The organism is Dehalobacterium formicoaceticum, from assembly GCF_002224645.1.
Classification (GTDB): Bacteria; Bacillota; Dehalobacteriia; order Dehalobacteriales; family Dehalobacteriaceae; genus Dehalobacterium; species Dehalobacterium formicoaceticum.
Genome location: NZ_CP022121.1, coordinates 2,215,315 through 2,234,424, shown reverse-complemented (window position 1 = coordinate 2,234,424; position 19,110 = coordinate 2,215,315). Strand labels below are relative to the sequence as shown.

The window sequence follows — 19,110 nt, the reverse complement described above, 5'->3', positions numbered from 1 at the left end:
TATGGGAGATAATAGAAACTACGAGGAGTATGTTGTTGGGAATATAACTATTATATTATTTTAATGGTGATAGTTTAGATGGGATGGAAATCATCCCAGATGATGGAACAATGACTATGGATATAGTGGAAATGTCTGATGATGTTGATGAATCTATGTTTGAGATTCATGATGATTATCAGATAATGGAGTTAGAAAGTTTAAAAGTTTAAAAGTTAAGAAATAAAGGTTCACCATTGGTGAACCTTTAATTTAGTTCATTTGCTTTCCTTTCTCTTTTTCTTTTTCTTTTTCTTACCGGTCACCAGCTCCACCCTGAAGCCTTTCCGGCTTTGGCGCACAGTAGCTGCTATAAAACCGAAAAACATCACGGACCACACACCCCCGGTAACCAGGATCCCTGTGAGCATCCCCATCCAGGCGGGCCAAAACAAGGGTCTGCTTAAAAGGTAGAGTCCATAAATGACCGCGGACAGAAAACCTCCTTCGAAGGTTGCGGGAGGAAACAGTTCCAAAACAGCGATTAATTCAGCGGGACGGAGCATATAGGTGATCCCTATGGCCAGAAACATGATGAAGACCAGATTAATCAGATACATAAACAGGGAGGCACCCGGGGCAATGCGCTGCTGGGGTCTCTCCGGATTATAACGGCTGTTGTTGATGGAATAAAAAAGACCGATAGCGCTTGAACCCAGGGAAAGAAAGACCGCCCCCACAGCCAAGGCAATAAGTACCTGAAAGCTCAGCCTGACGGCGATCCCGGTTCCCACCAGCATCGCTTCCATCAGCACTAAGGTGGGCAGCACCGCACCTAATAATTTGCCCAAGACCACCGGCCAACCGGCCAGAGGCACCGAGTTCAGCAACCAGTCAGATTCACCTTCCCGGCCGAAGGACTGGAGAGCCATATTGCCGCTGAACATCACTGTATAGATGATAAAAATAGTAATCAGTGAAGCACGTGACCCCTCCGAACCACCAAAGAGATACTGGGCAATAAAGAAGGCCATGATAATCAGGGGAGTTAAATAGCCAAACCACTCCCGGGTATCCCGTTTTAAATAGAGTAAATCCTTCTTGGCCACCGCCCAGATGCCGGCGAATCGTGAGACCTTCCCATACCCAATTTCCTCCCCCGGTTTAACTGCCAATAGCTGATGCGCAAGAACCTTTTCCGTTAAGGGGGTTGTCGTTATTTGCTCTTTGCCCTTTCCTTTCTTCTTGGGGCGACGGCCGCCTCCTCCCTGGCTTAAAGAAATAAATCCCCGCCGGAAGCCCCGTTCAACAAAGCTGAAGGCGAAGCCAAAAAGCAAAACTCCCACCAACAAGATGAGTAAGCTCCAGCCCAGTGCACCCGGCACATGGCCTGACATGGCGTCAACTAAGGCCTTGGCGCCCCATCCCCAGGGAAAGAAGTTCATGGCATCAAGGAATTGAGCATTACCGGCCAGCCAGGAGGCGAGATCCAGTTGTTCTCCCCGCTCCATCATCATATTGGGAATTTGAAACAGGAGCGCAATGATAATTCCCGCCAAAGCCCCAATGAAGCCAACGGCCTCTTTGCTGCGATGAGGCGGAACGATGCGCATCACCAATAGGTTCAGCAGTTCGGCCAGGGCGGTACCAATAGCCAGCAACCCTAAGGCGACAAGGAGGACAATCGGGTAAAAGAACCCTGGAGCCTGAAACAGCAAACCATAAAAAATTCCCGGTAACAGCACAAAAAGCACGGCAATAATAAAATTGCTGACCAATACACTCAGGGACTTCACGGCAAAAACCGCCTTAAGGGACACCGGCGCCATAAATAACAGCTCCAGATCTTCGGACATATAAAGGGAAGCAAAAGCCGCCGTAATGCCAAAAAAGATTTGGGCCGCCAAACCGCTCATAAATATCAGGCTGAGTAAACCCTGACCAAATTCATATGGTACATTGCCGATGGCACCATAAGCCAAAGAACCTAAATAAAAAATAAAACTAAGCACCCAAACCAAAAGTAAACCTATTAAAACCAAAGTCTTCTTAGGTCGATGATGCCATTTGTTCCAGGTTACCCGCATTTGATTTTTTGTGAGGAGCATCAAGTCATCAAGAAAGGATTGAGCAGGCGGCGGAGACTCTAGGGGAGGAGGTAAATTAATCTTCACTGGCTATCTCCCCCCAGACTCTTGAGCAATTCATCATTTTCCTGGCCCCCGGTAAGTTCAAGGAAGATATCTTCCAGGCTCTCTCCGGTGTGACCGGCCATTTGACGCAATTCCTCCGGACTGCCTTGGGCGATCAGTTTTCCTGCCTTAAGAATGCCCACCCGGTGACACATGTGCTCGGCAATCTCAAGAATATGGGTGGAGACCAAAACGGCCGCTCCCTGTTTTGCCAATTCTTGCAGGATATCCTTGAGCAAGCGGGCGCTGGCCGGATCAAGGCCAACGGTGGGTTCATCCAGGAGGATTACTTGGGGTTGATGAATCAAGGCCGAAGACAACACCACTTTTTGGCGCATGCCGTGGGAATAACCTTCCAAGAGTTCGTCGGCCCGGTCTGAAAGGCCAAACATCTCCAACAACATCTCCGCTCGCTGGGCGCCGATAGCTTTGGGCATACGGTAAAGGGAGGCCACCAGCTGCAAAAACTCCCGTGCCGAAAGTTTTCCGTATACTTTGGGCTGATCCGGGACATAAGCCATCAGTGCTTTGGCTTCAGTGGGCTGCTTTTTAATATCGTAACCACAGATATAAGCCTCTCCTGCACTGGGCTCCAGCAGGCCGGTCAGCATTTTAATGGTCGTGGTTTTCCCGGACCCATTAGGTCCCAGAAAACCAAAGATTTCTCCTCTTTTAACCTCAAGGTTAAGGGCGTTGACCACCGGGACTGTGCCGTATCGTTTCGTCAGCTGATGAGTTTTGATCAGGACCTGTTCCATGATAATTTCTCCTTTCAGATGCTAAGCTAACTCTCAGTATTAAGTATTAATAGTAAATAATTTCTTATAATATAAGCATATATGCTCATATATGTTTATATTATAACATTATCTTCATTTATTTTATTTGTTTTACTTTTAACAGTTTTAAACAATTTTCAAGGATTAAATTTTTATCAAAAAAGCATCCTCTATGAGATGCTTTCTTTAATTTGCTATTTGCTTCAAATAAATTTATTGCCTGACTAATTACTCATGTGATTATTAGCCCTTCAGCCCAAATTTTTGCATTTTCAAAGATAAACCGTTTAGTTCTTCGAGCATCGCCGGGCGGCGTGGGTACTTTGATATCATTTCGGATATAATGTTCTGGGCTTCGGAGATACCACCGAATTCATACAGCTTTTTAACGAGATTGCATACCTTCTTGTATTTGATACGGTTGTCTGCTTCGGCAGCTTGTTTACGGATTTCGTCAAGGCAGAGTGCGAAGGTTTCCTGTGGGAACGCTGCCGACATCTGTTTGCCGTAGTCGAAGACGCAGGACGGGTAGGATTGAAACACTGCAAGCATTCGGCGCGTTTCGTTCTCTTTGGAAAGAATGCCCAAATACGCATGGTACATCATGCTTTGACCGAGCCGCTCCAAAAGGTACGGATATCTCGCCCCCCATTCTCCTTGTTCAATGAGTAGTTGTTTCAGGATATTGTAATACTTGGTATCTCGTTTGTTGAGGAGCAAATCCTCAGCGAGGTCTGACTGCTTGTTTTTGTCTCCCTTTTTGCGGTAAATGTCGAAAAGCCGGTCGTACCACTCCCGCGTCCAATGGTAATCGAGGTCGGTGGAATTTATCTTGTCGATGCACAACATTTCGGCGGCTGCGTAATCCCCTTTGCCGACAGCCCGTTGGATGGCAACGCGCCGAACACCATCATATTTGAGGTTACCGACAATGAAACGCTCCGCCGCCGCGTCACCGTCAACCGCCGTAACAGCCTGAAGCCGAACAAGGCTGTCACACTCCAAGTACCACGATGAATAAGCCTTTTTCGACAGTTTCGCGCTGAATTCGTCAAGAGCAGCGTACAATTTGCCGACGTTCTTTGGAGTGGCAAGCCTCGCCGTAGGCCGAAGCAGGTCGTAGGCGAACTCGTCCCAACCATCAAACGCTTTGTTCTGGCTGTCTTTGATGGATTGCAGGAAAATAAACTCTGCGTCAGTCGAACTGTATGATACGCCTGAGCAGACTTTTTCCAAAACATCATCGACATAGCCACGAGCGTCTGTGATACCGCCCGCACTATCATCGGCAGAACCGGCTAGTTTGGCAAGGTTTACGAGGACAAGCGCCGCAACGGAATATGCGTAAGTGAACTCACCACGCTCCGCAGACTTTCCCGCTCCCTCCAGGATGCTGATAAACTCCTTCGTCACAGAGATGCATCCGTGATAATCGATAAAACCTCTGTGTGTTCCTCGCCTTTTGGCGGCGGCTATTTGCTCGCGGACGATTGACATTGCCGCTTTAAATTCTTCGGTTTTCGGGGTCATAATCACCCTCCAGTTAATTATAACTACTTACAAATGTAACCACATCTGTTCTTTCCTTCGTGAGATTCAAAAAAGATACCGCGGGACAAGGGGACAGGTACATTGTCCCTATATCCGATCAATTACACTTTTTGGTTTCCCGGTAAAATGCCGTTCTACAGCACCGGACCCCATTCCTTAGTTTCGATTATCTCATCCTCATTAAGAATTTTGATCATCTGCAGAAGTTCGTCTTTTTCGTAATCTTTCTCCAAAACCTTAAAACCGAACTTTTCATATAGATCGATAAGATAAGGAATATTTTTACACTCCAACATGATTATTCTTCCACCTAATCGAACTTGTCCTTCAAGAATTGTTGCCAGACAATATTCTAAAGCTTCTTCTCCGGAAATCTTATCTTGGTACATTTCATTTTTACCAAGTTGCCCAATTAGTATCGATGGGAATTCAGTAATTTTATCTCCTTTGATTTTAGAACTAAATCCATCAAGTAATTTCGCTTTTCTCCCAGATAACTTATCTTCTGGAATTTTTAGCACCTGAATTGCAAGAGTGAAATATGCCAGAATTTGAAATTCGTCCTCATCCTCATTATAGATGAAAAAAGTTCTACTCCTACCTAGTTTCTCAAACTGGATCGCTCTGTCCTTCAAGAAATTTTCAATGTCTGCATCTTTTGTACAAACAAAAATAGAAATAAGTTCCTGAGCTTTAGCCTCATCACTTATTTCTATTAATCGTTTCAGCGAGATAACATTTGTTTTAATTTCTGCTCACCTCGCCTCTCTTTTTCAGGCGATACCAAATTTCTATTTATTTTTTTGCTTTTTGTAGGAGTGGAAATTATTCTCTCGAATGACTCCACAGCCTTCTTGGTATTCAGCGTAAAATCCTTGTTAAAAGATGATGTGGCCATTCAAATCCCTCCTTTATAAATAATATATGCCTTAATCATTCTTTCGATACAGCTATATTTTAACACATTATAGTTTTCTTGAACAGCTAACTATTTGCCTATCTAAACATTTTACCGGGATAAGTTGGCTCGAGAAGAAGCAGGACTAACGGATGTTGACTTGACTGTTTTTTTTGAATGTCAATAAGTTCACACGAAAATGATTACCAATCCTTGGGATATCCATTATAAGGAATAAAACCAGGGTAACTTGCTATTTCTACGGGAGTATGCACGGGACAAGGGCGGGACAAGGGGCGGGACAAGGGGACAGGTACATTGTCCCTCTGTCCGATCAATTACACTTTTTGTTATCCCGGTGATTCTGGATAATTGCCTAATTGTTACCCCTTTTTTTGATTTTTCAGCTTCTATGATCTTATTTCTTTTACTTATTTCTAATTGCTTGAGTTCATTAATGTCATAAATATCATGCTGAGCAAAATAAAACATGACTTTCTGATCTGATATTAGGTATTTCTCCTCATATTCCAAACACTTATCCTCATTGTTTTCATTCATGAATCCCCTTAATAATTCAACCGCTTTGATCATATCTTTGGGGAATATTTCCAAGGTAAAATCGATATCTACTCCTGTTTGTTTTCCTAAATATTCATTATCATTAATACTACCCCATTTATATACTTCAATATTTTTTATTACCCCTGCGGTGAATATACCAGGTCTCCAAGATACAATGCATGCATTACGGCTCGCTTGGTATCCTGCCTACGCTTAATCCTTACCTCACGGCTTCAGCCCCAAGTTTGGATAACGGTGACTGGCTAGACCTAAACGTGCCGGCTTTCCACTGTCTATCTTTATAGCATCGAACTGGCGCACCCTCAGTGTTATTCTACCAGAAATAAACTCGGGGGACAAGGAACCTGTCCCTTTGTCCCCCCCCACTTTTTGAGTATGTGCAAAAACAAGCGTTATTTTTTAAAGGAAATTAAACCAATCTCTTGAATTCTATCAATATGATTCTTATCCGGGAGGGGTCCCCATCATGAAACTCATAGCCGAAAGAAGCCATCTGGCCGAAATCAATGATGTTATCGAGGAACTCACCAGGCAAAATAAACGGTTAACCATCATTAACCGCATTGCCCAAAGCATCAATGTGGAAATGTCCTATGATGAAATCATCCATCAGGTTGCCGGACCTTTGAAAAAGGTATTACCTTACGATCTATTAAGCTTTTGTCTCATTGAAAACAATCAGTTGATTATTAAATCCGGTATCCCCAAGGATCAAAAAATTTTAGGGGAGGGATGGGTGCTTCATGCTGAAAATTCAGCCCCTTGGAAAGCAATCCATGACAAGCACTGTTTCTTGCGTCAGGATATCCCCAACGACCCGCATCAATATCAGGAGGATGAGGATTTACTTTCTCTTCCTATCCGTTCCGCCATTATGGCACCTCTTTTGGTTAATAATGAAGTCATCGGTGCTCTTAACTTCGGCAGCAAAAACACCTATGCCTACCGGGAGCAGGATTTTCTTTTTGTTCAGCAATTAGCGGATCAATTAGCCGTATGCCTCAAAAACACTCAGCTTTTTTAACCAAATTTCCAGAATTAAAGCAGATTGGGAACAAACCTTCCAAGCAGTTCCGGATCAATTGTTTCTTATGGATCAGAACTACACCGTCTTAAGACACAACCAGCATCCGGAGATCTCTGCCTCTCCCCAACGACCGAAATGTTATCAGATCTGTTATCGCTGTCACGGCTACCTGCAGCTCTGTCCCGTGGGAGAGGCCTTTATCCAGGGCGAATCCATCACCAAGGAGCTGATCAGTGCTGATCAGCAAAAGATTTATCTTGTTTCTGCTTACCCTGTCAGAACCGGTCAGGAAAAAGTCAGTAATATGGTGCTCTATATTCAAGATATCACGGAAAAACGGTTGCTGGAATACAAGCTCTTTGAATCGGCAAAAATGGCTTCCATTGGGGAGCTGGCCGCAGGAGTGGCTCATGAGTTGAACAGTACCCTGACCGCAATTATTGGCAACTCCGATTTACTTTTAAGGAAACCCCTCTCGGAAGATAAATCCACTAAGCTCCTGACTGATATCAGAAACTGCGGCCAGCGCAGCAAAAAAATCATCCAAAACCTGCTCACCTTTTCCCGACAGGATAATGTAGCCTTAGAAACTGTGCTAATTAATGATGTGGTAAAAAACAGTCTATCCCTTATTTCTTATCAGATTGAAAAAAATAATATTACCATTCAAGAAAACTATCTGAGAAATATTCCTCCTTTGCTGGGTAACAAGCTCCAATTGGAGCAGGTGGTGATTAATTTTCTTTTGAATGCCCGGGACGCATTACAAAAAAGCGAAAATGGCACCATTACGGTCAGCACCACCCTTACCGACGATATTAAAACAAGAACCACCTGGGCGGTGGTGACTGTGGAAGATAACGGCGAAGGCATTTCTAAAAAAAATTTGAATAAAATCTTTCAACCGTTTTTTACCTTGAGGGCCCAGACAGGAGGTACAGGGCTGGGACTTCCCCTCAGCCTGGGTATAGCCCAAACCCATGGAGGCAGGATTGAGGTCTGGAGCGAATTAGGTAAAGGAAGCAAATTTTCCTTAATGCTTCCCCTTTGAGTATATAATTCAAAGGGGTGGTTTCCCAGGATAAGGAGGTCAAAGTTATGGAGCAGCCAAAAATTCTCGTCATTGATGATGAAGTAGAGGTATGTACCTTCTTTTCCTTCTATTTTCAGGAGGAAAAAGGCCTGACTGTTCAGGTAGCTTATTCCGGCAAGGATGCCCGGACATGTTTTTCTAATAACAGTTACGATCTGGCCTTGGTGGACTTGAAGCTTCCTGATGACGATGGTATCAGCCTGCTAAAAGCAATAAAAGCTTCTAACCCCCATTGCCGTGTGATTATTATGACTGGCTACAGCACCATTAAATCTGCCGTAGAAGCCATCAAATACGGTGCTGATGACTATATTGACAAGCCTTTTGACGATCTGAATCAACTGGATGAAATCCTGGATCAGGTGCTCCAGGAGATCCGGGACGCGAAGCCCTATTTCACTCCGGAATTAGACACAGATGCTTTAAACTACGGCATTGTCCTGGCCAAAAATAGTCCCCTGAAACAGGTGCTGACCCTGGGTAAAAAAATCGCCAACAAAAAAATCCCCATTCTCATCGAAGGAGAAACAGGCACCGGCAAGGAGCTTTTAGCGCGCTTTATTCACGGCCATAGTCATCGGGCAAACCAACCTTTCATTCCTGTTAATTGCGGTGCCCTGACCGAGTCCTTATTAGAGAGTGAGTTATTCGGCTACGAAAAAGGTGCCTTTACCGGGGCATCAGGCACCAGAAAAGGATTTTTTGAGATTGCTCACAACAGCACTCTTTTTCTGGACGAGATTAATAGCGCCTCCCCGGCCATCCAATTAAAGCTGCTGCGGGTTTTAGAGACAGGAGAGTTTTTTCGCGTGGGCGGGGAAACACCTGTTAAAACAGACGTGCGCATTATCGCCGCTTCCAATCAAAATCTAAGGCAAGCTGTGCAGGGCGGGGATTTTCGTGAGGATCTGTTCTATCGATTAGATGTGGTTAAGCTGCTGCTGCCACCCTTAAAGGAGAGAAAGGCAGATCTGCCCCTGCTCATTCAATATTTTATTGATAAAAATAAACCGGAAAAAGGGGAAGGTTCTTTGATTTCTTTTACCCCGAAGGCCATTGAAGCGTTAATGAATTATTCCTGGCCCGGGAATGTGAGAGAGCTATCCAATATCATCATCCGTGCTTTAACCCTATGTGAGGAAAAGGAAATACCGGTTCATGTCCTGCCCAAGCATATTCTGGACACTTCTGTCCCCATGGCACTTTTTGAGGAACAGAGCATAGACTGGGCCAGCTGGCGTAAAAATCAATTGCATTTCATTATGAGTCAGGATTCCATTCAGTTTATGGACATCCTGGAAAAATGGGAGCATGAAAAATGCCTTTTCCTGCAATCACTCATTATGGAGGTCCTGAAAAAAACAGAAAATGATCAAAAAGAAGCGGCCCGGCTTTTGGGTATTACCCCTCGAACCCTGCGATACTGGAAAAATGAACAAAATTGATAGATTATTTTTAAAGTAAATAGCCGTAATTTCGGCAATGCCGTTTTTTCGGCTATTTACCCCATAAATAAATAAATTTTATCGGTCATAGATAAATCATAGCATTTTCCTTTATAATGCCCTGTCTAAACCTGATTATTTCTGGTTTCCTTAGCCGAAATTTCGGCTGCCAAATTATTGCATTCCTTTCCTTTCTACTCCTGCTTAGCTTGCGGAGAATCTCCTTTTTGGCACCCTTCTTGCTCTAAACATATCACATATATCACATCAACCATTTTCCGTATTTCATTTTAAACTTCACTTTCTATATTTATAAAATTCCAAGACTCCTACTTCTATAAGTGGGAGCTCCTATTTTCACTTCAGGTGGGGTAGATTCCCCATCTGAAGCCCCGATGTTCAGCTTTAGCTGAACGAGTTCACTTCACTTTGCACTACCACTTGCTGCATACGACAAATTGCTTCCCTGAAATCTTATTGACAAAGGAAAAGGAGGTTCATGCTCATGATAGAGGAGTATTATTTCGCAAAATCAGTCTCTGATGCCCTATTTTTCCTCAAGGAAAATCAAGGTCAAGCTCGGATTATTGCCGGTGGTACAGATTTATTGTTGGATCTCGCGGATGAAAAAAAGCATGCGGCCAAACTGGTGGATATCACCCACATCTCCGAACTGGCAGAAATCACGGTGGAAGAAAATTTCATGCGCATCGGCGCCGCCGTGACCCATACCCAGATTACCAGATCGCCCCACATTCAAAAACACTTCCCGGCCTTGGCTGCAGCTTCCGGTAAAGTAGGTTCTTTACAAATTAGAAATATTTCCACCTTGGTGGGAAATATTATCAATGCCCAACCGGCAGCAGACGGAGCTGTTGCCTTAAGTGCCTTAGATGCCCGCATTGAGATGATGTCCGAAGGGAGCTTAAGCACTTTGCCCTTGGATGATGCTTATCTGGGCACGGGAAAAAGCGCTGTCAATAGCCAGGCGCAACTGGTCACCGGCGTGATCATTCCTCTGCCCCAGAAAAATCAAAGCTCCGCTTTTATTCGTCTGGAGCAAAGAAAGGCTCTGGCACTGCCGATGTTAAATGTGGCTGTTAATGTTACACTGGATGCTTCACTGGAAGGCTTTGTCAGAGCAGCCATCGTGATGGCGCCTGTAGGTCCCAAACCCACTCATGCAATGGAAGCAGAAGCTTTTCTGCAGAATGTCCCCGTCACACCGGACACAATTAGGCAAGCTGCCCAATTAGCTGCCAAGGAAGCTAATCCCCGTACCAGCCTGATTCGCGGCTCAAGAGAATATCGTATCAATGTCTTACCGGTATTGGTACAAAGAGCCCTTGATCAGGCAATACAACAAATCAAGCAGGACAATCATTTAATGTAAAGGAGGCACTTCCGCTATGTTTAACCTAAAATTCACCTTAAACGGAGAGGCTGCAGAAGTCTTGGTTGCTCATGGGGCAATGCTGGTTGATATTCTGCGGGATCAGCTGACCTTAACCGGCACAAAAAAAGGCTGCGGCAAAGGAGAATGCGGAGCCTGTACCGTAATTATGAACGGTATTGCCGTAAACTCATGTATGATCCCCGCGATGAAGGCCTTTGGCTCAGTGATTGAAACCATTGAAGGGATTGCTCCTAAGAATGGGGTGCATCCCCTCCAGGAATCCTTTATGGATGAAGGGGCAGTCCAATGCGGCTTTTGTACCCCGGGGATGATCATGTCTGCCAAGGCCTTGTTGGATCATAGACCTCACCCTACCTCAGAAGAAATTAAGGAAGCGATCGGCGGAAATATCTGTCGCTGCACAGGCTATGTGAAAATTGAGAAGGCCATCCAAAGAGCGGCTGAAGAAATAGAAAAAGCAAAAAATGAAGAAGTAAAGTGCCAAAAAGGGAGGGATTCTTGTGCAAACCTTTAATATCGTTGGGAAAAATATTCGCAGAAATGATGCTTTGGAAAAGGTCACCGGAACGGCCACCTTTTCCAGCGATCTGAATTTACCCGGCATGCTTCATGGTAAGGTTTTAAGAAGTCCCCATCCTCACGCCAAAATTTTATCAATTGATACCTCGGAAGCAGAAAAATATCCTGGCGTCAAAGCTGTCGCCACCTGGGAAAATACCCCCCGGGTATTGTTTAATACTTCTGCTTCCATGACTTTTACCGTACCTCATCTCACACCGGTGCTGGATCAATATATCTTTGATCAGGTGGTGCGCTATGTGGGAGATGAGGTCGCCGCTGTTGCCGCAGTCAGCGAGGAGGCAGCCGCGGAAGCCCTGAAGCTGATCAAGGTAGAGTATGAGCTGTTACCTGCTGTTTTTGATCCTTTAGATGCCATCAGAGAAGATGCTCCAATCATTCATGAAAGCAAAACCGGGAAAAATATTTCCGGGGAGATTGTCAATATTCAACTGGGGGATACAGAGGCCGGCTTTGCCGAATGCGATCTGGTTCTTGAAGAAACATTTAAGCTTCCGGTGCAAAAACAAGTTCAGTTAGAAACCCAGGCTGCAGTAGCTCGTGTGGGCACCAACGGAGAAATTACAGTTTATTCCACAACCCAAACACCCCACCCCAGCAAAATGATTTTAGCCGGAATCTTTGGTATCCCCCAGAGTAAGGTTCGTGTCCTTAATCCCCCTTATGTAGGGGGAGGATTCGGCGTCCGTATTGGTCTCAGCGCCAAAGCGGAACCCATAGCTGTTGCCCTGGCACAGCTTTCCGGTCATCCGGTAAAAGTAGTCTATTCCCGTGAAGAAGATTTTATCGCTTCGGATACCAGACACGGGGGTTACGTAACCATCAAGCTAGGTGCCAAAAAAGACGGTACCTTTCATGCCATTCAGCTTCAATCAAGGTTGAACGGCGGCGCCTACTGCAGCTTTGGGGGAGAGGTACCTGGAGTCCTGGGAGCAATGGGTCTGTCTGTTTACCGCATTCCCCACCAAAGTTATCAGGGATATACCGTCTATACGAATCGCACCCCTGCCGGTGCTATGCGAGGTTTTGGAAATCCCCAAGCCATGTTTGCCATTGAATCCATGGTAGATATGATGGCAGAAAAATTAGGCATGGATCTTTTAGAGCTCCATCGGAAAAACATTATGCAGGTGGGAGACACTTGGTGCCTGCCCTATGCTTGCTCCTCCACCGGGCTTATGGAATGTATGGAAAAAGCCGCTCAAAGTATCGGCTGGGAAAGAAGGGGTAAATTAAATCAACCGGGAGACACAAAACGTCGGGGCATCGGTATGGGTGTAGGTACCCATGTCAGCAACTCCTGGCCCTTCTGTGTCGACTATGATAATGCCTTAATCACGATACAGCAGGATGGCTCCGTATTGTTATCCTCCGGTGTTCCGGATATCGGTACCGGCACAACCACCACCCTGCCCCAGTTAGCAGCCGAAGTTTTAGGTATTTCCATGGAGCAAATATATATGACCTTTGCCGATACTCTTACCACTCCCTTCGATATTGGCAGCCATGCCAGCCGCACCCTGTATGCCGCCGGAACAGCCGTTATTGCCGCGGCGCAAGATGCTAAACAACAAATATTAGAATATGCGGCGGATCTTTTAGATACACCGGCAGAACGATTAGATATCAAAGAAGGTATGGTCCATATTCAAGGACAGCCCTTTGGCATCTGCTACGGCAGTGATGCCTGTAAAATGGGGAACGCCAAGTTCACAAGTATCACTCTTAAGGATCTGGCCTACTATGCCCATCTGAGAAATAAACAATTTATCGGTGTAGGTCGTATCATTCCGGCTAATGCTCCGCCTTGGCATGCACACTTTGTAGAGGTAGAGGTAGATACCCAAACCGGTGTGATCCAGATCATTAAGGTAGCAGCCGCCCATGACGTAGGTCGGGCTATCAATCCCAAAATTGTGGAAGGACAAATTGAAGGTGGCGTGGTAATGGGTCTCGGTTATGCCCTGGGAGAAGAAATTCTTGTGGACGATAAAGGTAAACCTCAACACACCGGCATCCATAAATATTTCCTGCCCACCGCCATGGATATTCCGGAGATTGATGCCATGTATGTGGAATCCATTGATCCCACCGGCCCCTTTGGCGCCAAGGGTGTAGGAGAATGTGGCTTGGTACCTACGGCACCAGCTGTAGCGACAGCAGTATTTGATGCCATCGGCATACGTTTTACCGAGATCCCCATGACCCCAGAAAGAGTTTATAAAAAAATCAAGGAACAAAAGAGGATGTGACTATGACTATGCTCCTTCGATCAGATCCATATAGCTCCAATTGTATGCCCGTTGGGGAAAGGATCTGTGGAATCCGGCACATAAGTATTATAGCGATAACCGGTAATCCCCCCATGATGAAAGTCCAGAAATCCGGAGAGCAGATAGCCTTTAATTTAAATTAAACTAATCAATTAAATCAAAAAAGCATCCTCTATGAGATGCTTTTTTGTTTGTCACAAATATAAAATTTATTACTGCATTTTATCGCGTAATATTTTGTCCATCTGAAATAAAGCTCTGCAAAATACTACTTGAAAATATCATACCACAGAAATAATTGAAATCGAAGAGTAGTCTTTTACGTGCCCTCAGGTCAGCGTTGAAAATTTTAATATTTTACCCTTCATCAAAAGAGTGACCTTTTTTTCTTCCAGGGTCGGGGGTTCAGGAACAGAGATCTTATCATTTGATGGGATGCCGGATGCAATAATGACTTCCTCATCCAAAAGCAAAATATTTCCATTGTCTTCCCTGACAGTTAAAGGCTTATTTTTAACGCTCCTTAACCGTACCATACATTTCTTGAATCAAGCGCATATCCTTCTTTCCAACTTCATTTCGGGGAATAGATTCAACTATGGTAATATATTTGGGCCTTTTGATGGAAGATAGATTTTCAATCAGGTATTCCTTCAGTTCTTCCGGCGCCAAATCATAACCTTCATTTGGAACAACGAGTGCTCTGCCTACCTCACCCAACCTCTTATCCGCTACTCCGATCACACAGCTTTTTTTCACGTGAGGGTGTGAGTTAATCACGCTTTCCACCTCTAAGGGGTAAATATTTTCACCGGCGGAAATATACATATTTTTCAAGCGGCCACAGATATAGACATCTCCGTCTTTATCCATATATCCCACATCTCCTGAACGAATCCAGCCATCGACCATAATCTCTTCCATAGCTTCAGGGTGATTCCAATACCCGCTGAAGGATAGCTCGCCTTTCCAGAGCAGCTCCCCAGGCTTACCCTGAGGAACATCATTTCCCTCCGGATCAACAATGCGTAGTTGATTGAAGAAAAACGGCTTGCCAACAGTATTGATTTTTTTACGGTTTTCCTCCAGTGTCATATTAACTACGTCCGGAGACAAATTGTTGGGACCGATTTCAGTGGCTCCATAACCGTTAAACACTCTGATCCCGCGATTCCAATAGGGCTCCAAGGACTTTTTACAAATTGGCCCTCCGCCATTAATCATCCAGTTATAGCATGAAAGATCAGTGGTTGCAAAATCAGGATGATTAGAAATGCAATTAAACATAGCTTCAACACCCATGAAAATTGAAGGTTTCTCTTCCTTGGAAATCTTCAGCATCTTTCCCGGATCAAATACGGAGGCAAGAACTAATTTACCCCCCGTCATCAGTAAAGGCAGTGTCAGCAAATTCCAACCTCCCGTATGGAATAAAGGCATGGCAATATAGGCGCTGTCTTTACAGGTCAACTGCCAGGTCAAAATCTCACTGATCGCATTCATAAACACACTTCTATAGGATAGAATGGCTGCCTTCGGCGTGCCTGTGGTTCCGCCTGTATGCACAAGCATATGAAGATCTTCCGGATCAATCAGGGGACGTGACAGTTTTTCTTTTACTTCACACTTTAAAATATCCTGGTAACTGTATCTGTTTTCCGGTCCGTAAAAATCATCCAAGCAGATGAACTCCCGAATACCCCGGACTGTGTCCCGGATATTTGAGGCTTTACCCCGAAAAAACTCAGAAAAGAAAATGACTTTGGGCTCTTCGTTTTCTACCAACCCAATTAGTTCCGTGGTTTTCAGTAAACCGTTATAAGTAGTAATAATAATGCCTGTTTTACAGGATGCGTAAAAGGCATCAAACATTCCCACGCAAGTCCTGGCGATAAAACCGATACGATCTCCTTTTTTTAAACCTAGCTCTTTAGTCAAAAAATAGGCTAATTTTTCGGAACGGTTTTCCAGATCACTGTAGGAATAACGGATGCCGGAATCATAATCGAAAATTGCTTCCTGCTTAGGCGAAATACGAGCTCTATCGAAGGCTAGATTTGGAATTGCATGACTAAGGATCACCCTGATCGCCTCTTTCTAAATTTTTGTCATAAAAGTATGCAACTTTACTTGCTTTTCTAATGTGATTATTTGCACAATTCTGCCTGCATCGCGTTTAAACTACCCGTCCCCCCGATACGCCTCTTATCTTCCTTCTTAAATGAGATATTAAATCATCACACTATTAAAAATTGTAGCCCAATCCAGGGCATGTCCTGTAAAATACATGGTGAAAGTACCTTCCGCAGCTAGGATGTGCTCTTGGTCATATATTTTGACTTCATAGATTCCAATTTTTCTGCGGCGATTGATCTCCTCTGCGATTGCGATAATTTTTCCCCGCTTGACGGAACTGATAAAATTCAGACTGCCGCTTAATGTCACAGAAGAGATTCCGCAGGAAATCGCCGCAAGTCCTGCAATAGAATCTGCCAATGTGTAATATACTCCTCCATGAAGAATACCAAACGAATTGAGGTTGTGGTCTTCAATCTCCATCTCGACTTCAGCATAACCCTTGTCCATTTTTACTACCCTTATACCATGGTTCATCAGGAACTTATCTTTACTGTTGATTAAATCTCTTATCTTATTGTAGTCCATATTAATAATCTTCCTTAAAGTTCAAATTGTAATTGGTTATTGATAATTAAAAATTTAATCATAAGGTTATGATTTAGTTAAAACTCTAAAAAGAGCAGCTATCGGAAATCGGTATCAGTCTTTTCCGACAGCTTACTCCTTTATAAAACATTCCCCATTGTAAATCAATGGAAACATTTACCCATATCTGAACTCAACCCCGAAAGTCCCTTGAGGATACTTCCAATCCTCAATGACTTTCCCCTGAGCCAAAATGCGGCAGGTGCCGCATTCCAGACATCCTGCATAGTCGAAGCGGAGCGTTCCGTCTTCATTAAGGCTGTACAAGCCTGCCGGACATGCTTTGATGATCTTATTCAGAATCACCAGCTCTTCATCTGTAAAGTCGCTTTTTTTGACGATGATATGGGCATTGCTTTCATCTACGTAAAACTTATTAAAGCCTAGTTTTTCTTCTATGCTCATCATAAAGCGTTAACCCCCTTCCAGGCATCCCTGGTCAGATTGACGAGTCCTACTTTCTTCAGAGCACTGAATGCCTTGCTTTTAAGAGATTTATTCGGCACACCGTCAATCCGGAACAAATCCGTCAAAAGACCGGCTGCCAGTTCAGGATATTCATTAAAGATCCTGGGATTCTCCATAAAAGCCGGAAAATCTTTGTATAATTTCATATCTCTGATCACAAAGCTTTGCTCCAGCTTCTTCTGATAGCAGAAAAGACTATCGGCGCTGAAATCGTTTCTTTCTTTTGCTTCTATAAAAGCCCGGGCCGCCATTTCTGCAGAAGCAATGGCCAGATCCATGCCTCGTACCATATAGCCGGTATTAATCACCAACCCTGCCGCATCCCCGACTACCATCACTCCGTCTCCAAATAGCTTGGGGATCGCGTTATATCCTCCTTCAGGCACCACGTGACCGGAATATTCTACTAGTTTCCCTCCTTTTATGAGGGGCTTAATAATGGGATGCTGTTTAAAATTTTCCAGCAGCTCCGGTACGGTATACTCCGATTTGCCGATGCCGCCCAAACCGATCACCAATCCTAATGAGATGCTCTCCTTATTGGTATAAAGGTAACCGCCGCCCATCATGCCGTCGCTGCAGGCACCGGCAAAAAGCCAGGCTGCACCTTCATCCCCGTTGAGATTAAAACGGTCTTCGATCACGGATGGGGGGAGTTCGATCACTTCCTTGGCTCCTACTGCCACATGATGGGGATCAATCTCATTTCTCATACCGATTTGCTGCGCCAATAGGGAATTAACGCCATCGGCCAGAATCACCACGTCAGCTTCCATTTCGTCTTCACCGGCTTTGATCCCTACTACCCTGCCGTCTCGGACCAGGAGCTCATCGACGAGAATTCCGCTGGCGACCATCGCACCGGCCTCTTCCGCCTGGTCAGCAAGCCAGCGGTCAAATTGGCTCCGTAAGACCACATAGGAATCCTTGGATTGAAAGCCCAAGCGGTCCGATTGGAAATCCATGGTTACTGCCGAATCCTGTGTCATAAAACTGACTTTTTCACGGGTTACTTTGCGTTCAACGGGAGCACTTTGGGCAAAATCGGGGAAAATACTTTCCAAACTATGAGAGTATAGCCTGCCCCCGGTCATATTCTTGGCACCGCTGAAGTTACCCCGCTCGACAATCAGAACTTCCAATCCCACGCGAGCCAGCATATAGCCTGCGGTTGAACCCGCGACACCGCCTCCCACGATGATGCAATCAAATTTATCTGCCATATGATTCACCTCCCAGGCTTATTTAAGCATCACTTGACGAGCCTGTTATCAATTATTTTGCTACTTTGCCTATTACTCTTCCCCTTGGAAATTTGCTTTTCGTTTTTCTAGGAATGCGTTTAATCCTTCTTCATGATCTTTCGTAAAAAACATTACACTCATTATGCCTTCTTCGATTTGGCAATAATCCTCATGGGTCATTTCGGAGATTTTATTGCATATGCTTTTTATTGTACTTATAACAAATTTGGGTTTATCTGCAATTTCTTTAGCCATTGACATCGCTTCTTCAAACAGGCTCTCAGAAGGAACAATCTTTGTTACTAAACCGTACGTCATGGCCTCTTGGGCATTTAGCGTAAGCCCCCTCATAGCAATTTCCTTCGTTCTCATGACTCCAGCTAATCTCGTTAAAGTCCATAGTCCACCTGTATCTGGCATAAGACCAAGATTTACAAAAGGAAATAGGAATTTAGCCTTCTCAGAAGCGAAGATGAAGTCACAAGATAAAGCCAAATTAGCTCCTCCCCCTGCCGCTGCACCATCAACAACAGCAATAATAGGTTGAGGCATATCATACATTTTTTTAACTGCTTTATTAAGGGAATTTAAATATTTTTTTGCCTTATAAGGAGTATCTGTTGCTTTCATTACGTCAAAATGTGCTCCCGCAGAGAAAATTTTCCCTTCAGCCTTCAGGATGATAGCCTTAATTTCACTACTATCAGCAATTTCTGAAAGTACGCTATATAGATCCTCTGGAAATTTTGTCAGGAAAGCATTTGCCATATCACCTCGGTTTAAGGATATAATTGCAATATTATCCTCTTGTTGCTCAATTTTAAAAGATTCATATTGTTTTTCGACAATTGCCATT

The 19,110-nt window shown here is 44.4% G+C and carries 17 protein-coding genes; 6 read left to right on the top strand and 11 right to left on the bottom strand.

What is annotated here, in order from left to right; translation table 11 throughout:
* Positions 1-257: 257 nt before the first annotated feature.
* The 6 genes from CEQ75_RS10815 to CEQ75_RS10795 all read right to left on the bottom strand — a co-directional run bounded on the left by CEQ75_RS10815 (position 258) and on the right by CEQ75_RS10795 (position 5,960).
* Positions 258-2,153 carry a putative ABC transporter permease subunit gene (locus CEQ75_RS10815; protein ID WP_089610556.1) on the bottom strand — a complete coding sequence of 632 codons (1,896 nt, stop codon included), beginning with the start codon at positions 2,151-2,153 and terminating at the stop codon, positions 258-260.
* Positions 2,150-2,929, bottom strand: a complete 780-nt coding sequence (locus CEQ75_RS10810; RefSeq protein ID WP_089610554.1) for an ABC transporter ATP-binding protein — start codon at positions 2,927-2,929, stop codon at positions 2,150-2,152. Before CEQ75_RS10810 ends, CEQ75_RS10815 begins: the two co-directional genes overlap by 4 nt.
* A gap of 264 nt (positions 2,930-3,193) precedes the next feature.
* Positions 3,194-4,480 (bottom strand): hypothetical protein, encoded by a 1,287-nt coding sequence (locus tag CEQ75_RS10805; RefSeq protein ID WP_089610552.1) that lies wholly within the window; start codon positions 4,478-4,480, stop codon positions 3,194-3,196.
* A gap of 155 nt (positions 4,481-4,635) precedes the next feature.
* A complete protein-coding gene (locus CEQ75_RS10800) occupies positions 4,636-5,136 on the bottom strand; it encodes a hypothetical protein (RefSeq protein WP_242965128.1) in 501 nt (166 codons plus the stop codon).
* A gap of 89 nt (positions 5,137-5,225) precedes the next feature.
* Positions 5,226-5,399: a hypothetical protein gene (locus CEQ75_RS18675; protein ID WP_198306517.1), complete on the bottom strand. Its 174-nt coding sequence runs from the start codon at positions 5,397-5,399 to the stop codon at positions 5,226-5,228.
* Between the two features lie 225 nt (positions 5,400-5,624).
* Positions 5,625-5,960, bottom strand: a complete 336-nt coding sequence (locus CEQ75_RS10795) for a hypothetical protein (protein WP_157677422.1) — start codon at positions 5,958-5,960, stop codon at positions 5,625-5,627.
* Between the two features lie 490 nt (positions 5,961-6,450).
* Here CEQ75_RS10795 and CEQ75_RS18980 point away from each other — a divergent pair, with 490 nt between their 5' ends.
* The 6 genes from CEQ75_RS18980 (at position 6,451) to CEQ75_RS10770 (ending at position 13,797) form a co-directional block, all read left to right on the top strand.
* Complete coding sequence (locus tag CEQ75_RS18980) at positions 6,451-7,008, top strand: GAF domain-containing protein (RefSeq protein WP_242965126.1); 558 nt, start codon at positions 6,451-6,453, stop codon at positions 7,006-7,008.
* A gap of 67 nt (positions 7,009-7,075) precedes the next feature.
* The gene (locus CEQ75_RS18975) at positions 7,076-8,062 is read left to right on the top strand and encodes a sensor histidine kinase (protein ID WP_242965119.1); all 987 of its coding nucleotides are present in this window, start codon (positions 7,076-7,078) and stop codon (positions 8,060-8,062) included.
* Between the two features lie 47 nt (positions 8,063-8,109).
* Positions 8,110-9,549 carry a sigma-54-dependent transcriptional regulator gene (locus CEQ75_RS10785; protein ID WP_089610547.1) on the top strand — a complete coding sequence of 480 codons (1,440 nt, stop codon included), beginning with the start codon at positions 8,110-8,112 and terminating at the stop codon, positions 9,547-9,549.
* Between the two features lie 505 nt (positions 9,550-10,054).
* Complete coding sequence (locus tag CEQ75_RS10780; protein WP_089610255.1) at positions 10,055-10,942, top strand: FAD binding domain-containing protein; 888 nt, start codon at positions 10,055-10,057, stop codon at positions 10,940-10,942.
* 16 nt (positions 10,943-10,958) lie between these two features.
* On the top strand, positions 10,959-11,480 hold the full coding sequence (locus tag CEQ75_RS10775; RefSeq protein WP_089610545.1) for a (2Fe-2S)-binding protein: 522 nt from the start codon (positions 10,959-10,961) through the stop codon (positions 11,478-11,480).
* Positions 11,467-13,797: a xanthine dehydrogenase family protein molybdopterin-binding subunit gene (locus tag CEQ75_RS10770; RefSeq protein ID WP_089610543.1), complete on the top strand. Its 2,331-nt coding sequence runs from the start codon at positions 11,467-11,469 to the stop codon at positions 13,795-13,797. Before CEQ75_RS10775 ends, CEQ75_RS10770 begins: the two co-directional genes overlap by 14 nt.
* 534 nt (positions 13,798-14,331) lie before the next feature.
* Here the strand turns inward: CEQ75_RS10770 and CEQ75_RS10760 are convergent.
* The 5 genes from CEQ75_RS10760 to CEQ75_RS10740 form a co-directional block, all read right to left on the bottom strand.
* A complete protein-coding gene (locus tag CEQ75_RS10760; protein ID WP_089610540.1) occupies positions 14,332-15,900 on the bottom strand; it encodes a class I adenylate-forming enzyme family protein in 1,569 nt (522 codons plus the stop codon).
* Between the two features lie 147 nt (positions 15,901-16,047).
* The gene (locus tag CEQ75_RS10755) at positions 16,048-16,482 is read right to left on the bottom strand and encodes a PaaI family thioesterase (protein ID WP_089610538.1); all 435 of its coding nucleotides are present in this window, start codon (positions 16,480-16,482) and stop codon (positions 16,048-16,050) included.
* A 177-nt stretch (positions 16,483-16,659) separates the two neighbouring features.
* Positions 16,660-16,947 carry a 4Fe-4S dicluster domain-containing protein gene (locus tag CEQ75_RS10750; protein WP_198306720.1) on the bottom strand — a complete coding sequence of 96 codons (288 nt, stop codon included), beginning with the start codon at positions 16,945-16,947 and terminating at the stop codon, positions 16,660-16,662.
* Positions 16,947-18,233, bottom strand: coding sequence for an FAD-dependent oxidoreductase (locus CEQ75_RS10745; protein WP_089610535.1), 1,287 nt, complete (start codon positions 18,231-18,233; stop codon positions 16,947-16,949). Before CEQ75_RS10745 ends, CEQ75_RS10750 begins: the two co-directional genes overlap by 1 nt.
* 72 nt (positions 18,234-18,305) lie before the next feature.
* Positions 18,306-19,109: an enoyl-CoA hydratase/isomerase family protein gene (locus CEQ75_RS10740; RefSeq protein WP_157677421.1), complete on the bottom strand. Its 804-nt coding sequence runs from the start codon at positions 19,107-19,109 to the stop codon at positions 18,306-18,308.
* Position 19,110: the final 1 nt, after the last annotated feature.